The sequence below is a fragment of the Oceanobacillus piezotolerans genome, assembly GCF_003665065.1.
GTDB classification, from domain to species: Bacteria; Bacillota; Bacilli; order Bacillales; family Amphibacillaceae; genus Oceanobacillus; species Oceanobacillus piezotolerans.
In genome coordinates this window covers 251382-268355 of record NZ_RCHR01000003.1, presented here as the reverse complement: position 1 = coordinate 268355, position 16974 = coordinate 251382, and the positions used below count along the sequence as shown (strand labels likewise).

At 36.1% G+C, this 16974-nt stretch carries 16 protein-coding genes and 1 other annotated feature; of the genes, 4 read left to right on the top strand and 12 right to left on the bottom strand.

All coding sequences use genetic code 11. The features are described from left to right. Positions 1 to 151 precede the first annotated feature (151 nt). Positions 152 to 331 (top strand): hypothetical protein, encoded by a 180-nt coding sequence (locus D8M04_RS09360; RefSeq protein ID WP_121522657.1) that lies wholly within the window; start codon positions 152 to 154, stop codon positions 329 to 331. A gap of 581 nt (positions 332 to 912) precedes the next feature. Here the strand turns inward: D8M04_RS09360 and pepF are convergent. The 6 genes from pepF to D8M04_RS09330 all read right to left on the bottom strand — a co-directional run bounded on the left by pepF (position 913) and on the right by D8M04_RS09330 (position 7932). Further along, complete coding sequence (gene pepF / locus D8M04_RS09355; protein ID WP_121522656.1) at positions 913 to 2724, bottom strand: oligoendopeptidase F; 1812 nt, start codon at positions 2722 to 2724, stop codon at positions 913 to 915. 103 nt (positions 2725 to 2827) lie between these two features. Next, positions 2828 to 4003, bottom strand: a complete 1176-nt coding sequence (locus D8M04_RS09350; protein WP_121522655.1) for a competence protein CoiA — start codon at positions 4001 to 4003, stop codon at positions 2828 to 2830. 91 nt (positions 4004 to 4094) lie between these two features. Then, positions 4095 to 4769 (bottom strand): adaptor protein MecA, encoded by a 675-nt coding sequence (gene mecA, locus D8M04_RS09345; protein ID WP_121522654.1) that lies wholly within the window; start codon positions 4767 to 4769, stop codon positions 4095 to 4097. Between the two features lie 417 nt (positions 4770 to 5186). Next, positions 5187 to 5582 (bottom strand): transcriptional regulator SpxA, encoded by a 396-nt coding sequence (gene spxA, locus D8M04_RS09340; protein WP_121522653.1) that lies wholly within the window; start codon positions 5580 to 5582, stop codon positions 5187 to 5189. A 347-nt stretch (positions 5583 to 5929) separates the two neighbouring features. Continuing rightward, positions 5930 to 6508 (bottom strand): GNAT family N-acetyltransferase, encoded by a 579-nt coding sequence (locus tag D8M04_RS09335; RefSeq protein ID WP_121522652.1) that lies wholly within the window; start codon positions 6506 to 6508, stop codon positions 5930 to 5932. A 209-nt stretch (positions 6509 to 6717) separates the two neighbouring features. Further along, positions 6718 to 7932: a putative glycoside hydrolase gene (locus tag D8M04_RS09330; RefSeq protein WP_121522651.1), complete on the bottom strand. Its 1215-nt coding sequence runs from the start codon at positions 7930 to 7932 to the stop codon at positions 6718 to 6720. A gap of 310 nt (positions 7933 to 8242) precedes the next feature. Here D8M04_RS09330 and D8M04_RS09325 point away from each other — a divergent pair, with 310 nt between their 5' ends. Then, on the top strand, positions 8243 to 9160 hold the full coding sequence (locus tag D8M04_RS09325) for a nuclease-related domain-containing protein (protein WP_342772636.1): 918 nt from the start codon (positions 8243 to 8245) through the stop codon (positions 9158 to 9160). Between the two features lie 924 nt (positions 9161 to 10084). After that, positions 10085 to 10258: a binding site (T-box leader), on the top strand. A 54-nt stretch (positions 10259 to 10312) separates the two neighbouring features. Then, positions 10313 to 11308: a tryptophan--tRNA ligase gene (trpS, locus tag D8M04_RS09320; protein WP_121522650.1), complete on the top strand. Its 996-nt coding sequence runs from the start codon at positions 10313 to 10315 to the stop codon at positions 11306 to 11308. Between the two features lie 40 nt (positions 11309 to 11348). Here the strand turns inward: trpS and D8M04_RS09315 are convergent, their stop codons facing one another. From D8M04_RS09315 to D8M04_RS09290, 6 genes are all read right to left on the bottom strand, one after another. Continuing rightward, complete coding sequence (locus D8M04_RS09315) at positions 11349 to 12110, bottom strand: YjbA family protein (protein WP_121522649.1); 762 nt, start codon at positions 12108 to 12110, stop codon at positions 11349 to 11351. 144 nt (positions 12111 to 12254) lie between these two features. Further along, entirely contained in the window at positions 12255 to 12470 is a 216-nt protein-coding gene (locus D8M04_RS09310; RefSeq protein WP_425464015.1) for a YuzI family membrane protein, read from the bottom strand. 171 nt (positions 12471 to 12641) lie between these two features. Then, on the bottom strand, positions 12642 to 13883 hold the full coding sequence (gene fabF, locus D8M04_RS09305; protein ID WP_121522647.1) for a beta-ketoacyl-ACP synthase II: 1242 nt from the start codon (positions 13881 to 13883) through the stop codon (positions 12642 to 12644). A 19-nt stretch (positions 13884 to 13902) separates the two neighbouring features. After that, positions 13903 to 14841, bottom strand: a complete 939-nt coding sequence (locus D8M04_RS09300; RefSeq protein WP_121522646.1) for a beta-ketoacyl-ACP synthase III — start codon at positions 14839 to 14841, stop codon at positions 13903 to 13905. A gap of 96 nt (positions 14842 to 14937) precedes the next feature. Continuing rightward, on the bottom strand, positions 14938 to 15894 hold the full coding sequence (locus D8M04_RS09295) for a BMP family ABC transporter substrate-binding protein (protein ID WP_246001170.1): 957 nt from the start codon (positions 15892 to 15894) through the stop codon (positions 14938 to 14940). Positions 15895 to 16011: 117 nt separating this feature from the next. After that, entirely contained in the window at positions 16012 to 16614 is a 603-nt protein-coding gene (locus D8M04_RS09290) for a hypothetical protein (RefSeq protein WP_121522645.1), read from the bottom strand. Between the two features lie 178 nt (positions 16615 to 16792). Between D8M04_RS09290 and D8M04_RS09285 the strand changes: the two genes are divergently transcribed. Next, positions 16793 to 16969, top strand: coding sequence for a DUF2929 family protein (locus D8M04_RS09285; protein ID WP_187695432.1), 177 nt, complete (start codon positions 16793 to 16795; stop codon positions 16967 to 16969). Positions 16970 to 16974: the final 5 nt, after the last annotated feature.

Genomic DNA, 16974 nt, shown 5'->3' with positions numbered 1-16974 from the left:
TTTTTGTTTGTAATTAACTTACAAACAAATATTAACAGTTTTTATTATAAAAGACAAGTACAATGTTCATGGATTCACAAAAAGTTCAATTCTAAACACAGCTTCTTCTTCATACACTCCTAGTAATACTTGGACGTTAGGAGTGTGGTCGATGCAACAGCTTATTCCTTTTTTATTTTTTATCTTGTTAATCATTTCTTTTTTCTTAAACATACTGGGATTGTTACAATTAATTCCGCTTTATCTTACCTTGCCACTATTGTTTATTTCTATTTATTTAACGATCTATTCCTTTGCCAATCAAAACACAAATCGCAGGCGGATACGCTAAAGAACAAATAATTTACTTTACTTCCCTGGGAGCACTGGCTTTTTTAGGCAAAAAAATAAAGGATATACGGGGCAGCGTATATCCTTTTCCGTTCTTTGTATAGAATACAAAGGGGGATGGGAGAAAGTTTCATGATCAAACAAAAGGGGTTTTTGTTTGTAATTAACTTACAAACTTATATTATCAGCTTCCAAATAAAATGGCAAGGTTGATGTTCATATATTCACAAAATGTTCAATGATAACGGTTACTTTTAGTAACTCCTTAAAGATCAGGTGTGCTACTCTAGAATGTTACTATCAACCTGAATTGTTGCAGGAATAATATTTAAGAGAAAATAAAAAGGATATACGGGGCAGCGTATATCCTAAGTCCGTTCTTTGTATAAAATACAAAGGGGGATGGGAGAAAGTTTCATGATCAAACAAAAGGGGTTTTTGTTTGTAATTAACTTACAAATTTATATTATCAGCTTCGTATTAAAATAACAAGGGCAATGTTCATGTTTTCACAAAAAGTTCAAATTTTGTCTTATTTTGTCGAAAAACAAAGGCTGGCCTTATTTGGCCAGCCATTACTGTTTATCCTAATAAAAGCTTTTCCATTTCGGTTAATTTCTCTTCAAATACATCTAATGCTGCTAGAACTGGCTGTTTAGATGTCATATCTACCCCAGCCTTTTTCAATACCTCAATTGGATAGTCACTGCTTCCTGCTTTCAAGAATTGCAGATATCGTTCTACCGCAGTATCCCCTTCTGTTAAAATTTGATTTGCTAAGGAAGTAGCAGCAGAATAACCTGTCGCATATTGATACACATAGTAATTGTAATAAAAATGTGGGATACGAGCCCACTCCAGACCAATTTCTTCATCTGATACAACCGCTTCCCCATAATATTTCTTATTTAACTCATAGTATATTTCTGTTAACTTGTCTGCAGTTAGTGCTTCCCCATTCTGGGCACGGACATGAATATCATGCTCAAATTCCGCAAACATCGTTTGACGAAATACCGTACCACGGAATCCTTCGAGGAAATGATTTAAAATATACAGTTTTTCTTTTTCATCTTCTAAATGGTTGATGAGGTAATCATTGAGTAGTGCCTCGTTACAAGTAGATGCGACCTCTGCAACAAATATAGAATAGTTTCCATAACGATATGGTTGATTGTTTCTTGTATAGTAACTATGAACAGAATGACCAAGTTCATGCGCGAGTGTAAATGTATTGTTTACATTATCCTGCCAGTTTAATAAGATATATGGATTGGTTCCATATGCACCGGAAGAATATGCACCACTTCGTTTTCCTTTGTTCTCTTCTACATCAATCCAGCGATTATTAAATGATTCTTGAAGGATGTTAGCATAATCTTCTCCAAGTGGCTCTAATCCCTTTAGTACATATTCTTTTGCTTGCTCATAGCTTATCTTCATATCTACATCTTTAACAAGCGGTGTATATAAATCATACATGTGAAGTTCATCTAGCTGTAAAACTTTCTTGCGTACCTCTGTATAGCGGTGCAGCAAAGGCAGCTTATTATTAACTGCTTCAACTAAATTATCATAAACCTGTTCTGGAATATTATTATTATCCAATGCCGCTTGTCTTGCCGATTCATAGTTTCGAACCTTTGCGGAGAAATTATGTGTCTTTATATTCCCACTTAAAGTAGAAGCAAATGTATTTTTAAAGCTTCCATATGTTTTATACATAGCCTTAAACGCATCTTCTCTTACTCGTCTGTCTTTTGATTCGAGAAATCTGCTATATCTCCCATGCGTTAAGTCCACCTCTTCCCCATTTTCATCCTTAATGCTTGGGAAGGTTAAGTCGGCATTATTGAGCATGCTGAAGGTTTGAGATGCCGTTGATAATGGATCAGAGGCTTCTGCAAGCAAGGCCTCTTCTTTTTCACTTAAAACATGAGGGCGAGCACGCGTAATTTCATCTAGCGTTTTCTTATATAACTGCAGTTCCTTTTTGTCTTCTAAAAATGATTCTATTTTCCCTTCATCCATCGCTAAAATTTCAGGAACAATATAACTCATTTTACTGGAAGCCAGCGTCAGCACGTTTTCCGCTTGCGCATTCATTGCTTGATAAAAAGAATTTGTCGTATCTTGATCGTTGCGCATGTGTGCGTATGTATAGAGCTTTCCTAATCGTTCTGAAAGTTTATCTTGCAGGCTTAATAATTCATATAAGGTATCAGCAGAAGAAGAAAGCTTTCCCTGGTATTTTGAGATTTCCGGAATATCCTTCTGAAGCTTTGTGTATTCTTCTTGCCAATCCTCATCTGAAGTAAATATGTCTTCTAGTCTCCACGTTTTCTCAACAGGAATTTCGGAACGTTTTGGTAATTCTTTTGTTTGATTTGTCATATTAATTCCTCCTTTTTCTTACTGTTTCTATATTCGGGATTTATTTCAAGAATCCTTTAAATACCTTATTCATTTAGTATAACGAATTATTCCCGAAACATGCTCATATTTTGCTTTCTAGTACTTCAAGTAATCGCCTGTCTCCTTTAACAGCTTCTTCCACATTTGTATAAAATGGAAAAATCATTTGTTTCCTGAAATGAGTATCCGAGATGGATGTTAAATAGCCTAATCGCTCTAATAAATGAAGATATTGCAGGATTGGTTCACCATGCGAATGGATTAAAGGAAAGTGTACAGAGGGGGAGTAATATTTCTTCAAGGAGTATTTTGCTTTATGAATGGAGAAAACATGCCCTTTAGAGAGCGGGTGAAGAATGTCCATTAATAATCTGCTCTGCCAATTCCACGGCGGCAGTTTCATTCGATACTGATCCTTAACAGGTAAATGAATACTAGAAGGTAGATACTCATAATGGGTACCCCTTTCGTACAGCCATTTATGCCAAGCTAATTCCTCTCCATAAAGCTTGCCTCTTACGTTTTGGCGGAAGGCTTCCTTTTCTCTTTTCCAATATCGATAGGTTAATGCTTCATGGTAATTGTCTACAGAAAATAATGATGGAAAGGCGCTATGGTACAATTTCTTTACAGATAGTGACCCAAAAGCTTGGCCACTGCCGGTAAGAATAATGTTTTGTATTTTAACAAATTGAGACGTAATTGGACAGAAATAAAGTAAAAGTAAAGGATACGAAGAGGAAAATTGATGTAAAAATTGGGTAAGAAAAGGAGTTAACTTAAATCTATTCTGTGATATTCTTATAAATTTATTCGCACCTAGAATCCATATTGGAATAATTCCAGCATTCAGGTAACCTCTATTCCGATTTTGAATAATCTCAATTGGCACCTGTGCACACTGGTATTCAATGGCAATCTTCTTATCATAAAGGGTTAATAGTATATCAGGACGCTGAACAATACTTGGAATAAATGCTTCTAGCTGAACTTCGTATCGTTGCTTCTTTAACCAGTTGTATAATTGTATCTTCCCACTCTCGTGATACGCACCTTCTCCATTCTCAGCGAGAGAACAGTTTTTTTCCGCGAAGTGAGCAAAATGGGAAATAACTTTGATTCCCGATTTCACCAGAACAGGCTGACTACATTCTGGACAATAGAATTCCTCTCCTCTTGATTTAATTTCTTCTACTTCTTTTTTAGATAAATGAATGAGCGTAATAAGTTGTCCATTTTTCATCTTCGCTTGTAACATACATCATCACCTCCAACTACTCCATTCGACAAAAACCCCCTTTATCCTTTTTATTCCATAAAAAAATATAGGCACGCAATAATTGGCATGCCTATAATTGTGCTGGAAAATGTGATTTTATGTTAGAAAATGCATGATATTCAAAGATTTTCTTTCCATATTCCTCAAGAAGATGAATAGTCATATCCGTATCATCGCCAAACTCCAATACTTGACTGATAAGATCTTCCTGAAGATGATCGTCAAGCAAGTCCGGTGAAAACTCCATAAATAAGTAATACTTATTATTATAATAGTACAGTGTTTCTTCCACGCTGTCTGTGTCATCTTGGAAATAGTGGCTTAATTGTATAACATCTTCAAAATTATCGAATCCCGCTATAATCCACATGGAGCCTTCTACCATATCAATCTCATCGGAACTCTTTACATTCTTGCCAAATTTATCTTCCAACAAGTTCTCAATCTTCTCATCATATGATAGATCTCCTATATCCTCATGACCTTGAATCTCTCCATTTTTAGTAACTTTTGCCTTTGTTACTATGACTTCTAACCCCTTCTCTAATGCCTGTACCTGAATCCATAAAGGACCATCAACATTAAAGTCCTCTTTATAGTTTACTTCATCCATCATTTGCCAAAACAATTGTTCACTGCGTTCACGGTCATACCATATTTCTTCTCTTTCAAACCCCAAATCCTCGATATCCAAATATGAAATATAAAACTTAACCGTGTTTTCATTGATTCTCTCTATTTCCATTCCCTTTCTCTCCCTTCTTCATAGTAAATGTTTACCCTTTTATTTACATATTTTATAAAGTTTAAACAGTTAGGTGGAAGAGATAACTTCACCGTTATTTATATTCAATGAAGAATTATCATTAAAGATTAACTAATATGTTACTAACTATTCATCTTTTGATTACTACTATTGTATGTTAGTGTCTGGCATGTTGGAAATTAATATGCCTATACAAATATAAATTTTTCTCCCATTTTTTGCTTAGTTTCAATAACTATCTGATTTGAATAGTTAATACATAATTCTAAACGAAAAGCCTGCTTTTGTCACGGGATTATTCTTCGTAAACACTATAATACTCTTCTTCACTAAAACAAAAACGCAGAACACCACATTCTGCGTTTTATTGTTACATATATATGCGTTTTATTTAAATTAATTAACCATTCTTTGTGCTTCTCGCAGCTGGAACGTTCGAACTGTTCTTGGCAAGAACCTTCTAATTTCATCTTCATTATATCCAACCTGTAAACGCTTCTCATCAAGAATAATCGGCCTTCTTAATAGCCCAGGATTCTTTTGTATCAAAGTGAATAGGTCTTTCATTGGCAGCTGTTCAATATTAACATCCAAGCTTTGAAAAACTTTAGATCGTGTGGATATAATCTCGTCTGTTCCATCTTCCGTCATCCGTAAAATTTCCTTTATTTCATCAAGCGTCAACGGTTCAGAAAAGATATTACGTTCTTTGTAAGCGATGTTATGTTTTTCTAGCCATGCCTTAGCTTTTCTGCAAGATGTACAACTTGGTGAGGTATAAAGTGTTACCATGTAACTTCACTCCTCATTCTATAAGTATAAGTTTTTCTTTTGAGAACGTCTTAAACCTCTCTATTCTTAAATTAAAATAACTTTAAATAACCCATATGTACCAGTATACTATAAATGTCAAGTAATAGGTAGAGGATATCCAAGAAATAAAAGTGGAATTTTTCAACGTTCACAAAAACGTTTCATTTACTATGTAACATACCCCTAATTTTTATCAATTAAACCATTTTAAATGAAAAAAGAAATATTCATTTACCAGAACTTCGCAAGCTGATAAATCAAAATATTTTATAAAATAAGAACGGAAAGCCCCAAGCATCATACGAGGCTTTCCGTTCTTGTTTTGTTTAAAGGTTATTATCTAGGATATTTGCTGATTTTCTATTTTCATCGTACGTAAGAACTTCTTCAGCAGGCTGATAAGACTTCCCGTAAATTTCTTCATCTTTATAAGTATGAATAACTTCATACATTTTTCTCATTTGTTCATAAATGACTTCTTCAGACTCATTTGTTGGTGACCAATACAAAATCTCCATTGGCGTTTCTTGATTAGTTGCTAATGAACGTCGATTATATCCAATAGACCTAGCATGAACAAAGCCCTCTCTACTGTAGAACCGTAATCTTTTTTCAGTATCTGTATCTTCATAATCTACAGGTTCCACTTCTAAAATGATCGGTTTCCCCTTTTTCTTAAGCTTCTCTATTAATTGATGACCAATTCCCTGCCCTCTTGTTTTTGAAGAAACCCAGATATAATCAATAAATATAAATGTGTCAAACTCTGCGAACATAAGAACATGTTGCGGGCTGTCATCTTTATGATATACATCCCCTTTTTCCTGCAACAGCAATTCCATATGCCTTTTTGATTTCATTTCTTCAATGGGGAAATATTCCTTTAACTTATCATACCAATTCATGATTTTCTCCTTTATGTTTGTACTTTATTTACTTTAATTACATTAAAAATACATCCTACTTTCTTAGGATACCCATATTAATAACTTTTTTAAAGCCGGCTATCAGAGTGTTTTTCACCATTATTTTACATTTACTGTGATTAAAGACATTTAAAAAAGCAGATCTCATATTTTCTCGAGATCTGCTTTAAATAATCTAAAATACTGTATTACTTACTTAAACCAAACAGGTAATCCACGTTCTTACTATAATTACTTCCTGCATTCCATAATAGGAATTCATAAATGCCATTATCATATAATGCTTTGATTTGTGCTTCTATTTCTTCTTTATCATATTCTGTTGCTGGTCCATCATAAATCCAAGGAGCTTCGAAATCTTGCAGCCAAGGTCTGGAAACCGGCGGGCTTTCTAAGGCTCCCAGCACTTCATTTTCCACCTTTGCATATTCCGAGATGAGTCGGTAAGGCTCTTTATCAGGCATTTCAATCCCAAAATAGCCATTTGACCAGTGGCTCGGATAAACCATGGAAGAAATGATATCAACATTTTCGGAGATGCGTGAGAAATTCTGACCAATACCTGGAGTTTCTTCTATTGTAGCAGCATAACCAAAAATATCCACAGATACATCTACGTTATAATCCTTTAATTCTTCTTTTGCATAAGCGACAAAATCCGATACTGCTTCTACTCTCTTCTTCACATTATTCATCTCCAGATCTTGGTAGTCCCCCATCGTATATTCAAAAATCTCGTCCTTCGTTTCAAATCCTTCCGGGAACCGGACATAATCAAACTGTATTTCCTGAAAACCCATCTCTGCAGCCATTTTAGCTATTTCGACATTGTATTCCCACACTTCTTTTACAAAAGGATTAACAAATGCTTCTCCCCTATTATTCACCCAAACTTCTCCATCTTCTGTAAAGGAATACTCTGGATGGCGTTTAGCTAGCTCTGAATCTTTGAAAACAACAACTCTAGCTATTGGGTAAATTTGTTTTTCTTCTAACGTTTTCATCATTTCATCAGGATCCTGAATCATGTTCGTCCCAACTTCTTCAAAATCAGAACCTTGTTCTGGCATAAATGTCAGATTCCCAAAATCATCTTTAACATCGATAACCATCGCATTTAAAGCTGTTGAGTCCACAAAATCAACCAGTGTATCAAACTTACTCGTACCTGCTGCATTACCAGTTACATAAATTCCACGAACCGCATCAGGGTACTCAAAGTGATATTCTGATTTTCCTAAAAAGCGAGCTTCACTTTGATTAGGTTCTATCTTTTCTATTTTGGTCTCCCGTTGAGAATGATCCTGAACTTCGAATAACTCATCTGCTTGAATAAAGAGAGCCAGCCCAATAATAAGAAGGGTTGCCAATATTATAGTTGTACCAAGTTGTTTCTTCCCCATTATGTATCAATCCTTACTTTTTTTCTTTAGTATAAAGGAAAAAAGCTGATAGATGAATGGGTAATTATTCATTCTAATGAAGGACTAGATACTTTGGCTTCTACTATCGGTACATGAGCTTTTAGCATGTTCCACTGAAGCCACATGCATATATTTTCATTTCTTATTTCTCCCTTCCGTGTCAGTAGAATAGTTAGTTATGAACAACCCTGTATTACAAACTTCCCTAAACAATTTCGATAACTTTCTGTTTGATTGATACAAGTATTCCAAATATAATAGATTTGAATTTACTCTACTAAAGGATGTGGTGACCATACTTTATAAATCAAGAAGTAAATCCAGCGAATTAAATACACTAGAGATATTAAACTACCGAATGGATTTATCTAATAAAAATAAGCAACACTATTTTAATCTTAAAAAGGGGTATGAAGGAGAAGTGATTTTTGACCTTTTAACCGAAAGACTCGACTGTGATTGCTTGATTTTAAATGATCTATTACTAGAAGTGAATAATACTAGCTTCCAAATTGATTCTTTATTGATAATCCAAGGAAAGATCTATTTTTATGAAGTGAAGAACTATGAAGGTGATTTCTATTACGAAGCTGACCGATTTTATAAGAAGCCGAAATATGAAGTTGTAAATCCATTTACCCAACTCACTAGAACCGAATCTCTACTTCGACAATTGCTTACGAGCCTCGGATATAGCCTCCAAATAAACTCCTTTTTAGTTTTCATCCATCCTAACTTCAACCTATATCAAGCTCCCTTAAATGCACCAATCATATTTCCAAACCAAATAAAAGCTTACTTAAACAATCTTAATAGCAAACCATCCAAGTTAACTGAAAGGCATATGGAGCTTGCTGCTCAATTATTCTCCTTACACAAAAATGATTCGCCCTATACACAAATCCCCACTTACGATTATGATCGGTTACGAAAAGGAATTATTTGCCCACAATGTCAATCATTTTCTATGCTTGTTATAAAGCAAAAATGTATATGTCACAATTGTGAATATCAAGAACCAAAGTCTAACGCTGTATTAAGTTCTATTAGAGAATTTCAGGTTCTATTTCCGAATGAAAAAATCTCGACTAATATCATTTACGAATGGTGCAAAGAGATGGTATCAAAAAAGTCAATAAGAAGAATCTTGTCAAATCATTTTGAAACTGTCGGAGTGCGTCAATGGACTTACTATAAGGAAAAATAGATTCTTCAAAGTCTTTCATCCTTTCGATGAAAGACTTTGTACTTTATTAATTGTTTTTTCAATAGAGCTTTTTCAATAAAGAAAAGTAAACTCTTTAGTTAGTCTACAAATTTAAGCAAAGTAACTTTAATGAGTGTTCTTTCTAGTGTTTCGGCTACCTTATTCAGGACTTCATTTCTCAAATTAGATACATTTTAACGAATGCGACTTCGATTGGCTCTTTATCACTCCCATGAGTGACCTTTTCGACGCTCCTCACCCTCAATTGGGCCTTCATCACTCACATGAGTGACCTTTTCGACGCTCCTCACCCTCAATTGGGCCTTCATCAGCCCAATGAGTGACCTTTACGGCGCCCCTCAACCTTAATCGGGCCTTCATCACTCACATGAGTGACCTTTACGGTGCCCCTCAACCTTAATCGGGCCTTCATCAGCCCAATGAGTGACCTTTCCGGCGCCCCTCAACCTTAACCGGGCCTTCATCACCCCGATGAGTAACCTTTTCGACGCTCCTCTGCCTCAATTAAGCCTTCATCACTCCCATGAGTGACCTTTCCGACGCCTCGCAGTCTCAATCGGGCCTTCATCACTCCCATGAGTGACCTTTCCGGTGCCCCTCAACCTTAATCGGGCCTTCATCACCCCCATGAGTGACCTTTCCGACGCTCCGCAGCCTCATTCGGTCCTTCACCGCTCTCATGAGTGACCTTTCCGGCGCTCCGCAGCCTCCATCAAGGCTTCATTACTTCGATAAGAATCTTTCTACACTATACGGGCTTAATCGAAATTTAACGTGCTACTTTATTTATACTAAAGAAGAAAACAGATAATACTACTTAGCATAATATAGATGAAAGGCTTTTACAGACCCTCCTTCTTGCATTTCACCTTAAGAATATATATAATAATAAAAAATCAATATTTGTTAGCAATGAATAAGGCGTAGTACAATTGCCCGCTGATTTTTAGAGAGCTTGTGGCTGGTGGAAACAAGCATCAAGGTAAATTGGAATTGGACTTTGGAGCTAATTATGAGATAAAGCGATCTTAAACATTAAGATAATAAGGGTGGCACCGCGGTTCATTCGTCCCTTCTTTGAGGGATAAATGGGCTTTTTTTGATGGCTAAAAACGAAATGGAGTGGATAAGATGGAAACGATTTTTTCAGGGATTCAGCCAAGTGGAACATTAACATTAGGTAACTATTTAGGAGCAATTAAGCAATTTGTTGAGCTTCAAGATGACTATGATTGTTACTTCTGTATTGTGGATGAGCATGCAATCACCGTTCCACAAGACCGTTTAAAACTAAGACAGAATATCAAATCTTTAGCTGCACTATATTTAGCATCGGGAATTAATCCTGAAAAAGCAACATTATTTATACAGTCGGAAGTACCTGCTCATACTCAGCTTGGTTGGATGCTGCAATCAATTGGATATGTTGGGGAATTAGAAAGAATGACTCAATATAAGGATAAATCAAAAGGAAAAGAAGCAGTTTCGACAGCTCTTTTAACCTACCCAGCTTTAATGGCAGCTGATATCTTACTTTACCAAACGAATGTTGTTCCTGTTGGAGACGACCAGAAACAACATCTGGAGTTAACGAGAGATTTGGCAGAGCGCTTTAATAACCGTTTCAATGATATCTTTACAATACCAGAAATTCGCATCCCTAAGGTTGGAGCCCGTATTATGTCTTTACAGGACCCAACAAAGAAAATGAGTAAATCAGATGAAAATGAAAAGGGATTTATCTCAATGCTGGATGATCCGAAGAAAATAGAAAAGAAAATAAAGAGTGCGGTAACTGATTCTGATGGCATTGTTAAATATGACAAGGAAAACAAACCAGGTGTCTCTAACTTACTTACCATCTATTCTAGCTGTACAGGCGAATCTATTGAAGCGCTTGAAGCTAAATATGAAGGCAAAGGCTATGGAGATTTTAAACAAGGTGTAGCTAATGCTGTTATTGGTGTCCTTCAGCCGATTCAAGAAAAATACGCTGAGCTTTTAGAGTCTGATCAATTGAATGATATTCTTGATACTGGTGCAGAGAAGGCAGCCTTAACAGCAAATAAAACATTGGCAAAAGCTAAAAAAGCAATGGGGCTTGGAAGGGTTAAAAAGAAAAAATAGTATATACGCTAAAAGGCATCCCGGAAAGGATGCCTTTTTCTTACTTTTGACTAGATGTATTTTGTTCTTCTCCATTTTCGACTTGCCACATTTTTTCTAGAAATGGCTGTCCTTTAATTAATTTTCCACATAACTCTTCTTGTTCTGGGCTCCACCCATCTTTTATACCGTCGTAAAGTGTTTGCCATACTTTTTCCTCATCCATATATCGAATGAAAGGATATTGCTTAGGATCCCATTCAGTTAACCAATAGCGTAATTCTTCTAAGTTATTTGAAGTGTGAAGCTGATCTAACGCTATCATTAATAATTGCTTTAATTGCCGCTCTCTCCGTGTTAACCCAAATACAAGTTCTGGAGCCATAGACAGCATATGATATTCTTTCTGGAAATTCCTCTCCTCGAAACCAAAGGATTGAGGTTTTGTCTTTTTAATCATGTCATAAACAAGTTGCTCTTGTCTTGGAATAAGCCTGCTTTTACGCATTGGGATCTGATACCCAATTGTATCAAAGGCAATGATATCATCCCCATCCGTCACAATACCTGCAAAATCAACAACTGATCGTTCATGGCCTTTTCGTATATAAGCGCGTTTGTATATAGCATCAAGGAGTTCTTTAGGTAAATCATGCATATCATTCTCAATATATTGATATAAGCCTTTTGTTATGTACAAAAGCGGCACCTGATCCAATAACTCAATTCCATCTTCTTTGCGCCACTCGTGAAAATAACACACATTATACCCATTTTCTTCGCCTTCAAACCAATTTACCCAAACATCATGCAAATATAACATAAACAACCCCCGCTTTTTAAAAACTTCTAACCATTTTCTAATACTTTTCATCTTCATCATAATCATTCAAATCCGTTCAGCTGAACAACTTTTCTTAACATACATTATGACCATGATTTAGAAAAATATTCTTATAATGCACGATTATGGGTTGTTTGGAAAACGATTTAACACAAAAGCCATTAACAAAAGCCCTATCGGCAGAAAATAACATTCCGCACGACTTCGGATAAATATAAAGTAATCAGACCATTCCAGTCCTGCTGGTAAAAAGTTTATATAAGCAATAAGGCTTACTCCACCAACTACAGATACTCCAAAACCAACCAAAAATAAAAATATATACCCCAACAAAATCACCTGCTTGTCCGGTGTCGTTTACTATATTTTTATGCTTGTCCAAAAGAATAAATGAAACAAATGTTAGAAAACCTGGCATTGGCTAAGCCTTTGGGCGAATGTCTTAGTTACCCTAATGTTGATAAGAAAGTTAAAAAAAGAACTGACTAATTAACTAGTCAGTTCTTATATTTATCCATTATATTTTTTAAAAATTAAACTTACATTATGACCGCCGAAGCCAAGAGAGTTACTTAATACAGCATTTACTTCTTGTTCTCTCGCTTCATTAGGTACATAATCCAGGTCACAATCTGGGTCAGGTGTTTCATAATTGATTGTTGCAGGAATCCGGTTATGGTAAATGGATAGAATGGAGATTAGTGCTTCCACTCCACCTGCAGCTCCAAGCATATGACCAGTCATTGATTTCGTTGAAGAGACGGCTAGCTTATGAGCATGATCACCAAATACTGTTTTGATAGCTTCTGTTTCGTACTTATCATTTAATGCTGTACTTGTACCATGAGCATTGATATAGTCAATATCTTCTGGTGTAATGCCTGCATCCTTTAATGCATGCTGCATTGCACGTGCCGCTCCTTCTCCGTTCTCAGCTGGAGCGGTAATGTGATACGCATCTCCTGTTGCACCATAGCCAACTATCTCACCATATATATGTGCGCCACGTTCTAATGCAGTATCGAGCGCTTCTAGGATTAAAATCCCAGCACCTTCTCCCATTACAAAGCCATCACGATTCTTATCAAATGGACGACTTGCCACTTTTGGATCGTTGATTGTTGAGAGTGCTTTAGCGGAAGAAAAACCGGCAAACGCCATATTAGAGATTGGTGCTTCCGTTCCCCCTGTAATGATATAATCTACATCTCCACGACTGACTGCTTTATAGGCATCCCCAATGGAATTTGCACCAGAAGCACAAGCAGTTACGGTACAAGAGTTAATTCCCTTCGCACCAAGTTGAATAGATACTTGCCCTGCTGCCATATCGGGAATCATCATCGGCACGAAGAAAGGACTGACACGCCCAGGTCCCTTTTCCATTAATTTCGTATGCTGTTCTTCCCATGTGCGCATACCTCCGATTCCAGAACCAATCCACACACCAACACTATGGGCATTGCTGTCATCAATTGTAAGCTTTGCGTCTTCTACAGCCATCTTAGCTGCCGCAACCGCATATTGTGTAAATGGATCCATCTTGCGGGCATCTTTTTTATCCATAAAGTCTGTTGGATCGAAATCCTTCACCTCTGCAGCCACTTTTGCGGGATACAAATCTTTATCTACTTTTGTTACAAAATCAATTCCTGATTTTCCTTCTAATAAATGATTCCACATTGTTTGTACATCATTTCCAATTGGTGTTACTGCACCTAATCCAGTAACAACTACTCGTCTATTCATCATTTAATCGTCCTCCTCTCTATTATTTACCCCATCGCAATGCAATTGCGCCCCAGGTTAATCCGCCGCCGAATCCGACTAATACAACAACATCATTATCTTTAATGCTTCCATCTATTACAGATTCAGATAAGGCAATTGGAATAGATGCCGCTGAAGTATTGCCATATTTTTTAATGGATGTATTCATTTTATCTTGAGGAACACCAAGTCTTTCCCTTGCTGCTTCCATAATGCGAATATTCGCTTGGTGTGGAATTAAATAATCCACATCTTCTTTATTAATACCGGCTTTTTCAATAACTGACACAGAAACCTCAGGCATTTTTCTTACCGCAAATTTAAATACTTCACGGCCGTTCATGATAATATGATTTTGGTCATCTTCATATAAATGCTTCCCGCCAGTACCGTCTGAACCTAATTCAAAGGCTAGTATTCCTTTTCCTTCTGATACAGGACCAAGTACACAAGCACCAGCTCCATCGCCAAATAACACACAAGTACCGCGATCTGTCCAGTCCGTTATTTTGGATAATTTCTCTACTCCAACTACTAGTACATGCTTATACGTATTCGTTTCGATAAATTGCTTTCCAGTAACTACCCCATACATAAATCCAGCACAGGCAGCACTAATATCCATCGAAGCAGCTTTCGTAGCTCCTAACCGCTCTTGCAGCATGCAAGCAACAGAAGGAAATGGTGTATCTGGTGTCACCGTTGCCACAAGTATCAAATCAATGTCCTCTGGCTGTAGATTAGCATCCTCTAATGCTTGCTTGGCTGCAAAGTACGCCATATCTGACGTGTTTATATCATCCTCAGCAATTCGTCTTTCTTCAATACCTGTTCGTGTGCGAATCCATTCGTCATTGGTGTCAACCATTTTCTCTAAATCATGATTGGTAACTATTTTTTCTGGAACATAATGTCCTGTTCCTAAAAAACCAACGCTCATTCATACCGCTCCCTATATATTAATTATTATTATCAATTATTATGACTTGGTACTAATTTTAATATAAAACCCTTTAAATAGCAAGCCTATTCGATTTTAATACTCGTTTGGCAATAGTTCAGTTTCTTTGTATTTCTCTATTGCTTCTTTAATATCCCTCTTAAAATACTCCGGGATATCCTCATGATACTCTCCCATAGAAATAACTTCCTCCTGAAAATCAAAGGTCATTATTTCCCCTTTTAGCTTGCCTTTATTAAAGGACTTCGCTGCTAGTTCATACAGCTTGTCCACATCTTGTATGGTACTTGTTAGAACTGTATCAGGGGCTAACTCTCGCTGATCTGATATATAGCCAATCGCATACAGTCCATCTGCTTCTGCCTGCATAATGATTTTTTCACTAAATGCATCTCCAGCAGGATAGAAAACATCTGCACCGTCGTTCTTCATTCTTTCATAGATGCTTTCTGCCATCTCTGTATCCTTCCAGCTCTTCAGGTAGTCGATTTCTAACGTTGCCTGTGGATTGATGTACTTCACACCCTCATAGAAGCCTTCAATTTCTGGTTGCCATAGAAACGAACCTATAATTCCGACCACATTTGTTTCCGTCATTTTCCCTGCAACCATTCCACCAAAAAACCCCATTGCATGGGCGTTAAAGTTTAAACTAGTTACATTATCATTTGTAATCTCACCATTAAAATAAACAAAATGAATATCGGGATAATACTTGGACAAATCTGTAAAAGCATCGCCGTAGATATTACTATGGCCAAAAACTAGGTTAACACCGTCCTCAGCGAATTCATCTACTGCATTTCTGATCTCTTCTTCTGTATCTACATTCTCTTTATAAAAGACATCTATGTCATATTTATTTTCTATTTTAATTAAACCTTCGTACCCCTTTTTATTCCATATTGTGTCATTAACTCTACCATCCAGCAGCATGCCAACATTTTGAATATCATTGTTTCCACCATAACTGCAACTAGCCAATATAAGGAGAGCAGTGCTAACTAGAACTGTGATATATACTTTACTCAATAATGAGCACTCCTATCTTCTACTTCAAGAAAATTCAACATTAAAAGGATTAAAGCTTTGTGAAAATATAACATCCTGTATTTTTATTTTATAACTCTTCACTATATTTTAAAACAATTATTGATGATAAAGAGACTTATACTGTCTATAATGCTTAAGTACTTCCTCTACCCTATTCTTTTTAACATTCTTTTCAAGAAATAAACGATTGATATAATCCCCACCAATATCCCCCTTTTTCTCACGAGGAATTGCTATCATATTCGGCAATTGGGAAGTATTCAACCAATCGTGTAATGCTTTCGCAAATTCTTTAATATCGATAGCATTCTTTGTAAACTCTTCTGAATCAAAAGGAATAAATTGCTCGCCATTATAACACCCTTCTTCATTCATAGGCATCCATTCTCCGAATAATAGATTCGGTATGATTTGGATATCCTTAGAAATCCGATTATTTTGCTCTGGCAAAATCCAAAAAGTCCTCTTTGCTCTAATTTGATTTCTTTCTTTATATTTCCCAATTATTATACAGGAATCATATTCTAATTGCGAAACGTCATAATATAATTTAAAATTGCTATTTCGGCCAAAGAAATCAATCAATGTCTCATCCATATCGGGATTCACTAACCCCTCTACCACGCAGTCCTCTTCCATTAATTTATTTACAATATGATATCCTATCCAATGATTACAATTAACAACTAAGTTAGCCATACATCTTCCTCCTTTTAACTTTAATACAGCACAAAACATTAATCCTGCTAATATCTACTTATGGGTTCACGAGAAAAGAATATTGTGCTTTTCCTTTCTTTCCATCTTTGTTAAAATAGTTATGGAGATTAGCATTAACGGAACAAAGGAAACTTTAAACGAAAACGAGGTGGAAACAATGAGATACATAATGACTATTGTTTGGGCTGTATTGATCGGCGCAGCTGTTAATTATGTTTTAACAAGTATGGGTGGCGAAACATTTGTAATGTCTGATGCTTTGATATTTGCTGTTTTGCTAGCTGGGATGGCCATTTTATTAGGTGATTTTGCATTAAAAGATAAAAGTGAATAAGTTTT